This is a genomic window from Burkholderia sp. BCC1977 (assembly GCF_905339595.1).
In the GTDB taxonomy this organism is placed as follows: Bacteria; Pseudomonadota; Gammaproteobacteria; order Burkholderiales; family Burkholderiaceae; genus Burkholderia.
Map to the genome: position 1 here is coordinate 37,534 of NZ_CAJPGQ010000051.1, position 14,137 is coordinate 51,670.

At 70.5% G+C, this 14,137-nt stretch carries 12 protein-coding genes; 5 read left to right on the plus strand and 7 right to left on the minus strand.

The features are described from left to right. Positions 1 to 129: 129 nt before the first annotated feature. Both U5771_RS30115 and U5771_RS30120 read right to left on the minus strand, forming a co-directional pair. Positions 130 to 705, minus strand: coding sequence for a hypothetical protein (locus tag U5771_RS30115; protein WP_322027346.1), 576 nt, complete (start codon positions 703 to 705; stop codon positions 130 to 132). Further along, the gene (locus U5771_RS30120) at positions 705 to 1,169 is read right to left on the minus strand and encodes a GNAT family N-acetyltransferase (RefSeq protein ID WP_322027347.1); all 465 of its coding nucleotides are present in this window, start codon (positions 1,167 to 1,169) and stop codon (positions 705 to 707) included. Before U5771_RS30120 ends, U5771_RS30115 begins: the two co-directional genes overlap by 1 nt. Positions 1,170 to 1,343: 174 nt before the next feature. On the opposite strand from U5771_RS30120, the gene U5771_RS30125 reads away from it, so the two are divergent. Further along, the gene (locus U5771_RS30125; RefSeq protein WP_322027348.1) at positions 1,344 to 1,982 is read left to right on the plus strand and encodes a LysE family translocator; all 639 of its coding nucleotides are present in this window, start codon (positions 1,344 to 1,346) and stop codon (positions 1,980 to 1,982) included. Between the two features lie 135 nt (positions 1,983 to 2,117). On the opposite strand, the gene U5771_RS30130 is transcribed toward U5771_RS30125, so the two are convergent. Then, complete coding sequence (locus U5771_RS30130; RefSeq protein WP_322027349.1) at positions 2,118 to 3,329, minus strand: hypothetical protein; 1,212 nt, start codon at positions 3,327 to 3,329, stop codon at positions 2,118 to 2,120. A 553-nt stretch (positions 3,330 to 3,882) separates the two neighbouring features. On the opposite strand from U5771_RS30130, the gene U5771_RS30135 reads away from it, so the two are divergent. The 4 genes from U5771_RS30135 to U5771_RS30150 are packed head-to-tail and all read left to right on the plus strand — an operon-like array spanning position 3,883 to position 8,970. Beyond that, positions 3,883 to 4,632 (plus strand): DUF3348 domain-containing protein, encoded by a 750-nt coding sequence (locus U5771_RS30135; protein WP_322027350.1) that lies wholly within the window; start codon positions 3,883 to 3,885, stop codon positions 4,630 to 4,632. Positions 4,633 to 4,642: 10 nt separating this feature from the next. Further along, positions 4,643 to 7,690, plus strand: a complete 3,048-nt coding sequence (locus tag U5771_RS30140) for a DUF802 domain-containing protein (RefSeq protein WP_322027351.1) — start codon at positions 4,643 to 4,645, stop codon at positions 7,688 to 7,690. Positions 7,691 to 7,693: 3 nt separating this feature from the next. After that, positions 7,694 to 8,338, plus strand: a complete 645-nt coding sequence (locus tag U5771_RS30145; protein WP_014900247.1) for an OmpA family protein — start codon at positions 7,694 to 7,696, stop codon at positions 8,336 to 8,338. After that, the gene (locus U5771_RS30150) at positions 8,335 to 8,970 is read left to right on the plus strand and encodes a DUF2894 domain-containing protein (protein ID WP_322027352.1); all 636 of its coding nucleotides are present in this window, start codon (positions 8,335 to 8,337) and stop codon (positions 8,968 to 8,970) included. The genes U5771_RS30145 and U5771_RS30150 overlap by 4 nt, the downstream gene beginning before the upstream one ends. 29 nt (positions 8,971 to 8,999) lie before the next feature. Here U5771_RS30150 and U5771_RS30155 read toward each other — a convergent pair whose 3' ends face one another. The 4 genes from U5771_RS30155 to U5771_RS30170 form a co-directional block, all read right to left on the minus strand. Further along, positions 9,000 to 9,572: an NADPH-dependent FMN reductase gene (locus tag U5771_RS30155; protein ID WP_322027353.1), complete on the minus strand. Its 573-nt coding sequence runs from the start codon at positions 9,570 to 9,572 to the stop codon at positions 9,000 to 9,002. 54 nt (positions 9,573 to 9,626) lie between these two features. Beyond that, positions 9,627 to 10,304: a histone acetyltransferase gene (locus tag U5771_RS30160; RefSeq protein WP_322027354.1), complete on the minus strand. Its 678-nt coding sequence runs from the start codon at positions 10,302 to 10,304 to the stop codon at positions 9,627 to 9,629. Positions 10,305 to 11,071: 767 nt separating this feature from the next. Continuing rightward, positions 11,072 to 12,355 carry an isoprenylcysteine carboxylmethyltransferase family protein gene (locus tag U5771_RS30165; RefSeq protein ID WP_322027355.1) on the minus strand — a complete coding sequence of 428 codons (1,284 nt, stop codon included), beginning with the start codon at positions 12,353 to 12,355 and terminating at the stop codon, positions 11,072 to 11,074. 120 nt (positions 12,356 to 12,475) lie between these two features. After that, on the minus strand, positions 12,476 to 14,137 hold a 1,662-nt coding region (locus U5771_RS30170), incomplete at its 5' end, for a collagen-like triple helix repeat-containing protein (protein WP_322027356.1).

Here is a 14,137-nt window from a genome sequence, read left to right on the forward strand (position 1 = left end):
AGGAGGGCGCGCAAGCCGCATGCCGCGCCGGCGCGCCCGAACGGCGATGAGCGACCATGGTAGACCCGTTGGCGGGGGGAGGCGAGTCGTACGGATGCGCGAGGCGGAACATCGTGCATCGACGATTGTTCAGTCGTTGCGCCGCCATTGGCCGAACGTCACCGGCCGGTGCGCATCGGCGCGCGTGACGGTGACTTCGTCGGGCTTGTCGTCGAGCGGGGACGATTCGGTGTAGATCTCGCTGGAGAACAGCCAGCCGTGCGTGCGCGGGTCGTAGCGGAACGTCACGTAGTCGCTCCAGTGCTGGCCGCACGCGACGAAGTTTTGCACGGTGAAATAGCGGCCTTTCACCGAGAGGCCGCTGTCGGCGGCGTCTGCGGGATCGAACGGATCGCACTGGCCGCCTTCGTTCGCGCGCAGGACGACGTGGTCGTTGCGCGCGGCGAGCCGGTACGCGTGGCCGGGCCGCCCCTCGAAGATCAGCAGCGGGCGGGGCGACGGCTGCTCGCGCGTATCGGCCATGCGATGCACGACGACGAGAAAGCTGCGCCGTCCGTCGCCGAGGTCCGGCCCTTCCTGGGCGACGAGCGGCTGGTAGCCGGACGGCAGTTGCGACGCGATCGATTGCGGCAGGCCGTCGGCCCGTGCGCCGGACGACAGCGCGCCGAGCAGCGCAAGGACGGCGCGGCGTGCGGTGGCGCCCATCACAGATCCCGCCCGAGAAACTCGGTGCCGGGCACCGGATTGAACGCAACGGGCGGCGCGGGCGTGAAGCCGAGCGAACCATACAGTTGCCTTGCGGCGACGAATTCGGGCAGCACGTCGAGACACATCCGCGCATAACCGGCCGCCTTCGCGTCGTGCAGCAGCCGTTCGACGAGCTGGCGGCCGACGTTCAGCCCGCGCGCTTCGGGACGCACGTACACGCGCTTCATCTCGCACGTCGTCGGGTCGATTGCGCGAAACGCCGCGCAGCCGACCGCGCGCTCGCCGTGCCACGCGAGCAGCAGTTGCCCGCGCGGCGCCGCGTACTTGCCCGGCAGCGCGGCGAGTTCGGGCTCGTAGTCCTGGAACGCGAGGCTGACGGTGGGGCTCGCGAGGTACTCGCGGAAGATCGCTTCGACGGCGGCGGCATCGTCGGGATAGCGGGCGGCGCGGATCTCGATCATGGGTGGTTCATGGGTGACGGCGCGCGATGGCGGGAACGGCAGCCAGCATAGCAGCGCACGGGTGCTTCCGGCGGCCCGCGAAGCGTGCCAGAATCATCGGCTTCACCGTCGGGATTCGACACGCTACGACACGCAGGCGCCGGCGCTTCGGCGTCGCTCACCAAGGAGACTTCGATGACTGCATCGGCTGCCGTACTCGCCATTCTGGCCGCGCTGTGGCTCGGCGCGATGATTCCGGGCCCGAGTTTCGTGCTGGTCGCCCGCAATTCGATCGGGCTGTCGCGCCGCGACGGGCTGGCAACCGCGCTCGGCATGGGTGTCGGCGGGATCGCGTTCGGCGGCGTCGCGCTGGCCGGCCTGTATACGCTGCTGCAGGCGGTCGAATGGCTGTACGTAGGTCTCAAGCTGGCGGGCGGTGCGTACCTGATCTACATGGCGTCGAAGATCTGGCGCGGCGCCGACCGGCCGATCGTGATGGACGATTCGCAGGCCGGCGTCGCCGGCAGCGCGCGCAAGTCGTTCTGGATCGGCCTCACGACCCAGCTGAGCAACCCGAAGACGGCGATCTGGTACGGCAGCATCTTCGCGGCGCTGTTGCCGCAGCATCCGCCGCTGTGGTGCTACCTGGCGCTGCCGCCGCTCGTGTTCGGCGTCGAATTCGGCTGGTACACGATCGTCGCGCTGTGTTTCTCGACCCGCCGGCCGCGCGAACTCTATCTACGTGCGAAGAAGTGGGTCGACCGCGTCGCGGCCGGCGCGATCACGCTGCTCGGGCTGCGTCTCATCCTGAACGCGCCGAAAGCGGGGATCTGACGGCAGGCGGCGGTACCCGGGGGCCGCGCCCCCGTTTCATTCACGACAGGCAGGCCGCCACGGCCGGTCGTTCCGGCACGTGGCGGGGCCGATCCATGGCCCCGGCTCGCGGCCCCCGACTCGCGCCAGCGCGCATCACGCCGCCGGAAACCGCGCGATCAGCGCCGCGAACCGCGCTTCATCCGGAAACCCCGTCACCTCATACCGCACCGGACGATGCGCGGTGGCCGTCATCAGGTCGCCGCAGGCGTCGCGCAGCGCGGCCATCGGCACGTGCGCCGACTGCCGCGTCGCTTCCCGGTAGAGCACGACGATGTCCGTCTCGGGCAGCAGCGTCGGCACGCCGTCGCTCCACACGCCGACGCTGAACAGCTCGCCGTTTTGCCGCCGGTACACCGTGTATGTCGCCACGAAGATGTCGGTGCCGTCCCGCTTGTGCAGGTCGTCCAACTGCGTCCGCTGATCCTGGTAGTCGCCGGCGAGTTCGTCCACGCGCAGCGCGTGCAGCTTCGCTTCCAGTCCTGCCGGGATGAAGTTCCGCCACGCGGCGCCGTCCCAGCGCAGCATCAGCGGCGGCAGCGGGCGCGGCTGCGCGCGCGCCTGTTCGGCGAGCTCGACCATCGTCGCGAGCCCGGCCGTGTTGCGCTCGCCGGTGAGCAGCAGCACGGCCCGGTTCGGCGCCATCACCACCGGCGCGCCGGAGATCGGCTGGCGGTGCAGCAGGTCGGTCAGCAGCAGCCGCGCCGCGTCGTAGTAGTCGCCGAACTGCGACAGGAACACGCCGTCGCGCAACGCGACCCACGGCGCCGACGACGCGCCGCGCAGGTTGTCGATCGCGATGTCGCAGGCATCGTCGAAGCTGACGCCCCATTCGGCGAGCCGCGCGGTCGTCAGCCGCGCGACGCTGAACTCGCCGTCGTACGCGATGCCGATCTCGAGGTTCTCGCACAGCGGCCGGAACGCGACTTCCGACGCGCCCGGCTGCCCGGCGAGCTGCAGCGCGACCGCGCCGCGCTCGGTCGCGCTGCGGATCACGGGGCGCAGCCGCGCGCGGACGTCCGCGAAGTTCGCCGGAATCTCGTGCTGCATCATCGCGTTCGCCTGGCGCTGCAGCGTCGCTTCGCGCTCGGTGGGCTTCGCGTCCGCGTAGTCGCGGAACAGGTTGTGCAGGTTGATGACGTTCGACGGGACATCGACTTGCACGAGACGGCCCTTGTCGTCCTCGTGAAGCCACTCGCGCGTGTCGCCGGTCGCGCGCAGCGCGGCGATCAGGCGTTCGGCGAAGTCCTGCCGGGTGGGCGGTTTGCTGAAGCGCTCGCGCAGGCGCGCGACGAAGTCGGAAAGCATCGTGTGCGGTCGGGCGGGCCCGTCTGTTGTCGGTCTGTCGTTGTCATGGGCGGCGGCACCCGTCTCCCGGGGCACGCCGCCTGCGGCCCGCGGATATCGGCCGGATATCCGTCACGCGTCCGGCGGCCCGCGCGCCGGTTGCCGGGCGGCGCGGGTCCGCATCGGGCGCGATCGCCTGGCGGGTGTCGCGATGGTACCGCACGTCCGTGACGGAATCGTACGCGGGCGAGAATTGGCGGCGTGGCGTGGCGTGGCGTGGCGTGCGCGGCGCGGCGTGGCGTGGCGTGGCGTGCGCGGCGCGGCGCGAACCGGCGTCCGCCGGGGCGGCTTCGGCAGGCGGCCGAACGTCTCGCCGGGGCTGTGGAGAAAGGTGTCCGCGCGCGTCACCAGAGCCGCGCCGGCGCACCGGGAAACCCCGGCAATCGGCCCGTGAGCCTTGTACGGCGGGCGTTCGCGCCGGTTGCGCGGCGTGCCGGGCCGGGCCGCTTCCCCGATTCTGGCGGCCGACCTCCCGACGACGTGTAAACTGCTGCCTTTTTTGACGGTTTGCAGCATGGTGCAAGCACCCCCGCGCCCGGCACTGAGCGGCCCGACGCTCGTCCGGCTGCTCGCGCGCCTGACCGATGCCGACGTCGCGGAATCCCGGCAGACGCTGTCGGACCGCCTGAGCCAGTGGCTCGGCTGGACCGACGCGATCACGCTGTCGTCCGCGCTGAATGCGAGCCCGCCCGGCGTCGCGGCCGGCGTGCGCGGTTACGACGCGGAGCGCGACTGCGCGCGCGTGCGCCACGACCTCGCGCAGGCGATCACGGCCGCCCTCCGCCCGCGCACGCGGCGGCGCCCCGGCGAGATGCCGCCGCCGCCCGCCGACACGGCCGACTTCGCGGACTTCCGCCAGAGCTGTCTGTCCCTGCAGCAGGAGATGGAGACCGCGATCGGCCAGTTGCGTGGCCGCCTGCGGGTCGCGCTTGCCGCGCGCGCGTCCGGGATGGCGCGGCTCGCGACGCTCGACGCGATCATGGAACGCGTGCTCGGCGCGCGCGAGCGCAGCCTGCTGTCCGCCGTGCCCGCGCTGCTCGGCATGCGCTTCGAGCGGCTGCGCGACGCGGAACGGCAGGCGCTGGCCGACACGCAAGCGGCGGCCGATCTCGACGCCGCGGGCGACGCGCCGTCCGCCGCGCCGATCGTGCCCGGCACGTGGCTCGACACGTTCCGCAACGAGATGCAAAGCATCCTGCTCGCCGAGCTCGAAGTCCGGTTTCAAACGGTAGACGGGCTGCTCGCGGCCCTTCGTACCTGCTAATCCCTACGCTATGTCCAGAATTCGTCTTGATCTCGTTGTCTTCATCGCCGGTCTGCTCGCAGTGTGCTGGATCGGCGTCGGCTATATCGCGTCGAACCCGCTCGCGACGGCCGTCACGCTGCTGATCGGCGCGTGCTACGTCGCCGGTGCGTGGGAACTGCTGCGCGACAGGCAGGCGACCGCCACGCTGTCGCGCGCGGTGGCCGGGCTGACCGAACCGCCGGCGAAGCTCGACACGTGGCTCGATTCGTTGCCTCCGGGCCTGCGCGGCGCCGTGCGGGCGCGGGTCGAAGGCGCGCGCGTCGCGCTGCCGGGCCCGTCGCTGACGCCGTATCTCGTCGGCCTGCTCGTGCTGCTCGGCATGCTCGGCACGCTGCTCGGGATGGTCGTGACGCTGAAGGGCACCGGCGCCGCGCTCGAAAGCGCGACCGACCTCGACGCGATCCGCGCGTCGCTGATCGCGCCGGTGAAGGGCCTCGGCTTCGCGTTCGGCACGTCGATCGCGGGTGTCGCGACGTCGGCGATGCTCGGCCTCCTGTCCGCGCTCGTGCGCCGCGAACGGCTCGACGCGGGCCGGCAGCTCGACGCGAAGATCGCGACGACGCTGCGCGTGCACTCGTCCGCGCACCAGCGCGACGAATCGTTCCGGCTGCTGCAGCGCCAGGCGGACGTGATGCCGGCGCTGGTCGACCGGCTGCAGACGATGATGACGACGCTCGAGGCGCGCAGCGTCGCGCTGCACGATCGCCAGATCGAAAGCCAGCAGGCGTTCTTCGATCGGACCGAGCGCGCGTATGCGGGCCTGGCGTCGAACGTTGGCGATGCGCTGAAGGAAAGCGCCGCCGAGAGCGCACGCGTGGCCGGTGCCGCGCTGCAACCGGTCGTCGCGGCGACGATGACGGGGCTTGCGCAGGAGATGGCCGCGCTGCGCGACACCGTGACGGGCGCCGTGCAGCGTCAGCTCGACGGGCTGACCGACGGCTTCGAGCAGACCACCGGGAACGTGACGGCCGTCTGGAATCGCGCGCTCGACGAACAGCGCCGCGCGGGCGACGCCGTCGCGCAGCAGCTGCAGACGACGCTCGGCCGGTTCACCGACACTTTCGCGCAGCGTTCGACGGACCTGCTCGACGGCGTCGCGACGCGCCTCGAAGCGACCGAAAGCCGGCTGTCCGACGCGTGGCGCGATGCGCTCGCGCGCCAGGAGCAGGTCGGCGAGACGCTGGCCGGCCAGCATGCGCAGGCGCTCGGCGAAGCCGCTGCGACGTTCGAGCGGCATTCGGGCGCGGCGCTCGCCGCGATGCGCGAGTCGCATGCGGGGCTGCAGACGCAGCTGGCCGCGCGCGACGAGGAACGCCTGTCGGCGTGGAATGCGTCGCTCGCCGCGATGGCGACGACGCTCGGCGACGAGTGGCAGCGCGCGGGCGTGCACAGCGCCGGCCGTCAGCAGGCAATCTGCGACGCGCTGGCGCAAACGACGCGCGATCTCGCCACGCAAGCGTCCACGTTCGAACAACGCTCGACCGACCTGCTGTCGACGATTCGCGAGTCGCACACGGGCTTGCAGACGCAACTCGCGGCACGCGATGAAGAACGTCTGTCGGCATGGAACGACTCGCTTGCCGGGATGGCGACGAAGCTGGGTGACGAATGGCAGCGCGCGGGCGTGCACAGCGCCGGCCGTCAGCAGGAAATCTGCGACGCGCTGGCACAAACGACGCGCGATCTGACTGCACAAGCGGCAACGTTCGAACAACGCTCGACCGATCTGCTGTCGACGATTCGCGAGTCGCACACGGGCTTGCAGACGCAACTGGCCGCACGCGATGAGGAACGTCTGTCCGCATGGAACGACTCGCTTGCCGGGATGGCGACGAAGCTGGGTGACGAATGGCAGCGCGCGGGCGTGCACAGCGCCGGCCGTCAGCAGGAAATCTGCGACGCGCTGGCACAAACGACGCGCGATCTGACCGCCCAGGCATCTACGTTCGAACAACGCTCGACCGACCTGCTGTCGACGATCCGCGAGTCGCACACGGGCCTGCAAACGCAACTGGCCGCACGCGACGAAGAACGCCTGTCGGCGTGGAACGACTCGCTCGCCGCGATGGCGACGAAGCTCGGCGACGAGTGGCAGCGCGCGGGCGTGCACAGCGCCGGCCGTCAGCAGGAAATCTGCGACGCACTGGCACAAACGACGCGCGATCTGACCGCCCAGGCATCTACGTTCGAACAACGTTCGACCGACCTGCTGTCGACGATCCGCGAGTCGCACAGGGGCCTGCAGACGCAACTGGCCGCACGCGACGAAGAACGCCTGTCCGCATGGAACGACTCGCTCGCCGCGATGGCTGCCGCGCTGCGCGACGAATGGGCGCAGACGAGCGCACAGGCCGCGACGCGCCAGCAGGCTATCTGCGACACGCTGACCCGCACCGCGAACGACATCACCGCGCAGGCGCAGGTGCACGCGAGCGACACGATCAACGAGATCTCGCGCCTCGTGCAGGCCGCAGCGGAAGCGCCGAAGGCCGCGGCCGACGTCGTCGCCGAACTGCGGCAGCGCCTGTCCGACAGCATGGTGCGCGACACCGCGATGCTCGAGGAGCGCAGCCGCCTGCTGGCGACCCTCGAGACGCTGCTCGGCGCGGTCAACCACGCGTCGACCGAACAGCGCACCGCGATCGACGCGCTCGTCAGCACGTCGGCCGACCTGCTCGACCGCGTCGGCGCGCGCTTCAACGACACCGTCGATGCCGAAACGCGCAAGCTCGATTCGGTGGCCGCGCAGGTCACGGCGGGCGCCGTCGAGGTCGCGAGCCTCGGCGATGCATTCGGTGCGGCCGTGCAGGTATTCGGCGAGTCGAACGACAAGCTGCTGAACCACCTGCAGCGCATCGAGGCCGCGCTCGAGAAATCGCTCGCGCGCAGCGACGAGCAGCTCGAGTACTACGTCGCGCAGGCACGCGAGGTGATCGACCTGAGCATGATGTCGCAGAAGCAGATCGTCGAAGACCTGCAGCAGATCGCCGGTCGGCGGGCATCGGTCGGAGCGTAACGCATGCACGACGAAATCGACGACGGCGCGCCAGCCGCGCCGGTGTGGCCCGCGTTCGCCGACCTGATGTCGGTGCTGCTCGGCGCATTCGTGCTGATCCTCGTCGGCGTGATCGGCATGCAGTTGCAGCTCACGTCGAAGCTCGAGGAAGCGGTGCGCGCGCGCCAGCAGGAGGCGCAACAACGCAAGTCGCTCGAAGAGGCGCTCGCCGGGCCGCTCGCGGCCGGCCGCGTGACGCTCGTGAACGGCCGCATCGGCATCAGCGGCAACGTGCTGTTCGCGCTGAACTCCGACCAGTTGCAGCCCGAGGGCCGCGATCTGCTGAAGACCCTCGCCGGGCCGCTGGCCGCGTACCTGAAGACGCGCGACGAGATCCTGATGATCAGCGGTTTCGCCGACGACCAGCAGGTGCGTGCCGGCAACCGCCAGTTCGCGGACAACTGGGAACTGTCGGCCAAGCGCGCGCTGACGGTCACGCGTGCGCTGATCGACGCCGGCGTGCCGGCGCCGTCGGTGTTCGCGGCCGCGTTCGGCTCCGAGCAGCCGGTCAGCTCGAATGCGGACGATGAAGGCCGCGCGAAGAACCGCCGCGTGGAGATCGCGCCGGTGCCGCGCAAGACCGCATCGAGCGGAGGGAAGGCGAAGTGACGGACGACGCGACGCACGTGCGCGCAACGCTCGATGCGTGGCGCGAGCAGGGCGCCGACCGGCACGATCCGGTGCGCTTCCATCGGCTCGATGCGCTCGAGAAGCGCGCGGCCGTGCTCGACGGCGACGCGCGCGCGTTGCTCGATGCGCGGCTCGCGACGCTGCTGGCAGGGTTTGCGGCAATCGTCGCGCGCGCCGGTGAAGCGGCAAGCGCAAGCGAGACGGCGCAAGCAACCGCACCGGCGCCTGCGCGCAGCCTGCTCGGCGGGCTCGTCGAGCAGCTCGCGCGCGATGGGCAGGCCGACCGGCGCGGGATCGATCCCGAGCTGATCGACTACTTCCGCACGATGTGGTCGAAGGTCCGCACCGAACAGCAGTACCGCCAGTCGCTCGATCAGGTGCCGCGCAACGCGGGGCCGCTCAATTCGAACAGCCTCGTGCACCGGTCGCTCGCGACGATGCGCGAGCTGTCGCCGGAATACCTGCAGCAGTTCCTGTCGTACATCGATGCGCTGGCGTGGCTCGAGGATCTGGCCGGCGGCGGCGCGCAGCCCGAGAAGGAAGCGCCGCGCGCGAAGGCCGCGAAGCCGACGAAACCCGCGAGGAAGACCACGCGCGCCAAGGCGCGATAACGCGCGCCTTCGGCCGCGCCGGGCGTCGTCTAGCGACCCGGTGCCTGCGCGTCGATCGCCGCGCGCAGCGCGTGCAACGCGTCGGTCAGCGCGGACGCGAACGGCGGATGCGCGGCGATGCCCGCCGCGTCGAGCTGGCTGCCGAGGATCGGCAACGCGATCGACGCGCGCTCGACGATGCATGCCGACATCACCGACAGCGTTTCCCGCAGCGCCGCGTCCGCATGCGTCGCGCGCGGCGACGCGTTCCATACCGCGACCGGCTTGTACACGACGGCTTCGCATCCCACGACCCAGTCCAGCGCGTTCTTCATCACGCCCGTCACGCCGTGCGCGTATTCCGGGCTCGCGATCAGCACGCCGTCCGCGGCGTTCAGCCGCTCGATCAGGTCGCGCACCGCGGCCGGCGACGGATATTCGGTATCGGGATTGAACAGCGGGAATTCGCCGAGACGATCGAAGCGCGTGATGCGCATGCCGCGCGGCGCGATGCGTGCGGCCGCATCCAGCAGCGCCGCGTTGTACGACTGCGCGCGCAGGCTGCCGCACAGCGCGACGATGTCGATGCGGCGCTCGGAATCGGTTCGGGGGTCGGTGGCCATCGGGGAGCGTGGGAGGTCGTGGCGTGCGCGGCGGCGTCGCGCGGATCCGACGGATTATCGCATCGTGGCGTGCGCGACGTGACGCGCGCGGGCGGCGCCGCGCAGGCGATGCGGTTCGCGTCCTTCTGGCGGAAATGTCACGTCCTGACACCCTGCGGCAACCACGTCCGACATCCCGGTTGCCCGCGCCAGGTCACCGAGCGTCCATCCGTTGCCGAGCAACAGCCGGCGCGTATGCAGCGCACCGTGCACGTGATCCGCGACGGTGTCGCCGAGATAACGCAGCGCGCGGCCTTCGACGTCGACGAAGCCGTGCCGGTAGTCGTGCGCGAGCGCGGTCCACAGATACGCCGCACCGACCGACTGGCGTGCGCCGCTGATCAGGCACAGGCCCGCGTCGAGTCCCCATCGATACAGCGTCGTCGCGATCCCCTTGCGTTGCGCGGAGCCGCGCAGCCGCGTATGCGGCGCGCGCAGGTAGCGGTCCGCGCGGCGCGGCAGTTCGGGAAGCCGGTTGAAGATCGTGTAGCCGGCGAGTTGCCGGGCGGACGGATCCTCGACGTAAAGGAAGTATTCGCCGTCCGCTTCGCGGTGGCGGACGATCAGGCCCGAGTCGCCGAGCGCGACGGCCGGCAGGCCGTGCAGGCGATGGCCCGGCCGGTGCAGACGCGCGTAGAGCGTGTCGAGTTCATCGTCGATGTCGTGCTGGGAATGCTGTACGTCGATACGCATGGCAAAAGGCGCCCGTCCCGGGCGCATCGAGAAAGGGGTTCATCGCAAACGGGAAAGAAAATGGCAGCGGCCCCCGGGCTCGGCGCGCGAGCCGGGGCCGCGAATCAGCTGGGGATGTGCTGGAAACCGGCGGCGATCGCGGCGAGGCCCGCGATGCAGAGTGCGAACAGGATCAGGACTTTGTGGATCACGCCTCTCTCCTCATGAACGCGCGGCGCCGAAGGGCGGTGCCGCGGAGACGGTGATGGCGGGCACGGCCCGCGCGGCCGTCGTGCGGGACGACGGTCGGAGGTCCGGGCGACGGGCGCGCGGACGGTCAGCACCATACGCGACGGGCACCGGGCGGGCAATCGAACGGCGGGAGAAAAGCGACGAAACGCGGGGAATCGGGGTGTTTCGCGACAATTGGTCGCAAGCGGTCGGACGTGGCGATGGCGGATCTCGGCACGTGTCTCGAAATCACATGCGCTTCAGCGCACCCGAACCTCACCAGGATCTGATCATGGGAGCGGGCCCGTCCACGGATCGCTGAGCCGCAACGACCTGCTTCACCCGGTTGTTGCGGCAATCTCTTCTCGTCACCGACTCTGCAGGCAGATTGCCGCCGGAACTTCCCTTCCGAGCGGATGCCTTGTCATGCCTGATCAATCCGTGCCCGCGTGGGCCGCTTCGTTGCCGTCGGCATTGTTGCTGATGGCCGTGCGGCCCGGCAGTCGACGACGCGATGTCTCGCGCGTGCGTCGACGGTCCGGCCGCGCGTCGCCGGCTTACCCCGCCTGCCGCCCCCCGAACGCCTGCCTGATCCGCGCGAACACCCCGTGCTGCGCGATCCACGCCGCATACGCGCGATAGTCAGGATCACGCATCAAATGACGTTCCTCCGTCTTCGCCCGCGTGTAGTAGATCAGATTGACCGCGACGAGCCCCGCGCAGTGCAGCAGCCCGACCCGCCAGCCGAGCGGCTCGACGAACGGTACCGACACCATCCAGTACGACAGGTTCTTCGTGATGTACGCCGGATGCTTCGTGAAACGATACGGGCCCGACGTGATGATCCCGCGGTTCGTGAGGTTCGAGAAACGCAGCCCGAACGAGATCGTCGACAGCGCGTAGGTCATCAGCAGCAGGATGATCACCGCACCCCAGATCACGCGCAGCGTCGGCGCGGACAGCAGCCAGTTGTCCCAGAACAGCGAGCCTTCGTAGCGGATGTAGTTGTTCGAGATCAGCGACCAGAACGGCTGGTAGCACATCAGCGCGGCGACCCAGCCGAGCGTGGTCGGCTCGACGGTGCGCACGTGGCTGTCGAGGATGCGGAACGTGCACAGGTAGCCGACCGTGCCGAACATCAGGTCCATCGTGAACGACAGGTCGTACAGGAATACGAAGGCCGCGAGCGTCATCGGCGCGTGCAGCGCGTTCGCGAGCGACGCGCTCAGGTGATCGGCGTCCTTCGACAGGTAGACGGTCATCAGCGGCAGGAAGAACGCCTTCACGCCCCAGCCGGCGAGCATCTCGCGCACGGGCTGCCAGCTCGCGGGCTGCTCGCGGCGGAACAGGTAGCGGCCCCACAGCAGGTACGCGTCGTCGGTCTCGCGCTGGTGGCGATCCATCCATGCGAAGTAGAACGGCGCGGCGACGATCACGTACGGCGCGAGCGCGCGCAATAGCGACCAGAACGGCAGGTAGAACGCGCCGTGATATTCGGGCAGCAGCCAGTAGATCATGGCGATGCCGGCGTAGATCGACGTCAGCGCGCCGAGCCGCGTCGCGACGCGGGCGAGCCCGAGCGGGCGCACGGCCTGCCGCGACAGTCCCGCGCTCGGGCGCAGGTAGACGCGCGAGATGAAGATTTCGTACAGCGCGATCGTGCCGATGATCGCGAGGCTGGCGATGATCGCGCGCGTGGCCGCGTCGAGGGTCGGCTGGTCGCGGGTGATCCACAGCGCGAAGAGGCCGGCCGCGATGCCGAGCAGGCCGGCGCGGAATGGCGTGGCGGAACGGGGCGGGCGGTCCTGGACCGCGGCGATGCCGTCGAGCGTGGAATTCATGATCGGATCCTCGTCGGGATGACGGCCGGCGCCCCCGCTTGGCGGGTGGTGCCGGCCGTCGGCCGGGCTTTGGATTGGTATGTGCCCGGCCATTGGCCTGTGGTTCTGATACGTGAAGCGTTACTTCTTCGGGGTGGCGCCGAGCAGACCGCCGAGCAGGTTCGTCACCGGCGCCAGCAGGTTGGTCGCGCCGGCCGTGGTGCCGCCGTTCGAACTGCCGGTCAGGCCGGCCGTGACGGTGCCGCTGCCGGACGGCGTCGTCACCGTGCCGGCCGCGCCGCTCGGGCTGGCCGTGCCGACCGTGCCGAGCGCGCCGGCCGGCGACGTCAGCGAGCCCGTCAGCGTGCCGACCGGGCCGCTCGTCAGCGCACCGCCGAGGGTGCCGGTCAGGTTGCCGCCTGGCGTCGTGACCGTGCCGGTGAGGCTTGTGCCAAGCGGCGTCAGCGAGTTGACGAGGCCGGTGACCGGTGCAAGCAGGCCGCCGATGCCCGAGCCGCTGGTACCGCTCGTGCCACTGGTGCCGCCCGTGCCGCTCGAACCGAGGCCGCCGAGCGCACCCGTCACCGTGCCGAGCAGGCCCGTGACCGGCGCGAGCGGGCCGCCGCTGGTGCCGCTCGTTCCGCTGGTGCCGCCCGAACCGCTCGAGCTGCTGCCGCCGCCGAGCCCGCCCGTCAGCGTACCGAGCAGGCCGGTAATCGGGGCGAGCGGGTTGGTGCCGCTGCTGGAGCTGCCGCTGGACAGCAGGCCGCCGGTCGACGTCACCGTGTTGCCGAGCTGGGACACGCTGCCGCCGGCGCTCGTGCCGACCGGGTTGCCGGTCGCGCTGCCGACCTGCGAACCGGCGAGGCCGAGGCCGCTGCCGAGCGTGTTCAGCAGGCCGCTGAGCGGCGCGCCGAGCAGGGTCGCGTTGCCGAGCGTCTGCGTGGCGCCAGGCGTCGTGACGCCGCCGGTCAGGGTGTTCGTGATCGGGTTGATCACGCTGCCGAGCTGCGTCTCGAGTTGCTGCACCGGCGCGCTGTTCAGCGCCGTGTTCAGCGCCGATGCGGTCGAGTTGACCGCGGTGCCGACCGTGTTGACGAGATCGCCGACCAGCGTCGTCGCCGGCGCGAGCGGCGCCAGCGGACCGGTGCCGAGGCTCGACACGGCATTGCCGAGGTTGTTGACCGCGCCGCCGGCGCCGGTCAGCAGGCCGGTGGCCGACGTGAGCGTCGGGCCGAGCGGGTTCGGCGACACGCCGATCGAGCCGAGGCCGGCCGCGACGCCGTTGCCGAGCGACTGCACGCCGTTGCCGAGGCTCGTGACCGCGTTGCCGATGCTGGTGGCCGTCGCCGGGTTCGTGCCGGGGACTTGTACGCCGCCAGCCTGCGCGCCGCCGTTCGCAACCGTCGTGCCGAGTCCCGTGACGAGCGTGCCGGTTTGCTGGAGGACGTTGCCGAGCGGGGTGACGTTGGTGCCGGAGGTGCCGGAGGTGCCCGAAGTACCGGAGGTGCCCGACGTGCCGGAGGTGCCCGACGTGCCGGAAGTGCCCGAAGTACCGGAGGTGCCCGACGTGCCCGACGTACCGGAAGTACCTGAAGTCCCGGAGGTGCCCGAGGTACCGGAAGTGCCCGAAGTACCGGAAGTACCCGAAGTACCCGAAGTACCCGAAGTACCCGAAGTACCCGAAGTACCCGAAGTACCGGAAGTACCGGAAGTACCGGAAGTACCGGAAGTACCGGAAGTACCGGAAGTGCCCGACGTACCGGAAGTACCCGAGGTACCCGAGGTACCCGAGGTACCCGA

Bases quoted from the DNA above. Each gene is read 5' to 3' on its own strand.
- U5771_RS30115 (WP_322027346.1), bottom strand. From the start codon at position 705: ATGGGCGCCACCGCACGCCGCGCCGTCCTTGCGCTGCTCGGCGCGCTG.
- U5771_RS30120 (WP_322027347.1), bottom strand. From the start codon at position 1,169: ATGATCGAGATCCGCGCCGCCCGCTATCCCGACGATGCCGCCGCCGTC.
- U5771_RS30125 (WP_322027348.1), top strand. From the start codon at position 1,344: ATGACTGCATCGGCTGCCGTACTCGCCATTCTGGCCGCGCTGTGGCTC.
- U5771_RS30130 (WP_322027349.1), bottom strand. From the start codon at position 3,329: ATGCTTTCCGACTTCGTCGCGCGCCTGCGCGAGCGCTTCAGCAAACCG.
- U5771_RS30135 (WP_322027350.1), top strand. From the start codon at position 3,883: ATGGTGCAAGCACCCCCGCGCCCGGCACTGAGCGGCCCGACGCTCGTC.
- U5771_RS30140 (WP_322027351.1), top strand. From the start codon at position 4,643: ATGTCCAGAATTCGTCTTGATCTCGTTGTCTTCATCGCCGGTCTGCTC.
- U5771_RS30145 (WP_014900247.1), top strand. From the start codon at position 7,694: ATGCACGACGAAATCGACGACGGCGCGCCAGCCGCGCCGGTGTGGCCC.
- U5771_RS30155 (WP_322027353.1), bottom strand. From the start codon at position 9,572: ATGGCCACCGACCCCCGAACCGATTCCGAGCGCCGCATCGACATCGTC.
- U5771_RS30160 (WP_322027354.1), bottom strand. From the start codon at position 10,304: ATGCGTATCGACGTACAGCATTCCCAGCACGACATCGACGATGAACTC.
- U5771_RS30165 (WP_322027355.1), bottom strand. From the start codon at position 12,355: ATGAATTCCACGCTCGACGGCATCGCCGCGGTCCAGGACCGCCCGCCC.